The following is a 363-nucleotide window of genomic DNA, read 5'->3' as shown; positions in this document are numbered from 1 at the left end:
TTTATCTAAGTAACGGGTAATCCTTCCTGCTGGTAAGCTGACTGCAATATCAATACCTAACGCCTCACGATTAACGTCATCGATGACATTGAATGTCCTAAAGCGACGTTGATTACGGCTACTATCACTCATAAAATCCATTGACCAACATTCACCTTGTTTATTAGGCACAAATAGCTTTTCCGGGCATCGTGGAGGAATGCGTTTTTTTCGTTTTACTCTGAGATTAAGCTTTAATTCACAATACATCCGATAAACACGCTTATGGTTCCATTGATAGCCGAGCTTTCTGATACGATTAAAGCATTTAGGAAAGCCCCAGCGTAAATGCCGGTCTGTGATAGCATTCAATACCGAAACAAT

Annotated in this window: 1 protein-coding gene; it reads right to left on the bottom strand. The window is 40.2% G+C overall.

Features of this window, described 5'->3' with window-relative positions:
- Nucleotides 1-363, bottom strand: a 363-nt coding sequence (locus A9G37_RS03710) for an IS3 family transposase (RefSeq protein WP_176701856.1), incomplete at both ends; no start/stop codon positions are given.

The sequence above is a fragment of the Gilliamella sp. GillExp13 genome (assembly GCF_001690815.1).
Taxonomy (GTDB): Bacteria; Pseudomonadota; Gammaproteobacteria; order Enterobacterales; family Orbaceae; genus Gilliamella; species Gilliamella bombi.
Note: the sequence above shows the minus strand (reverse complement) of the source record. Positions and strands in the feature narration are given on the sequence as shown.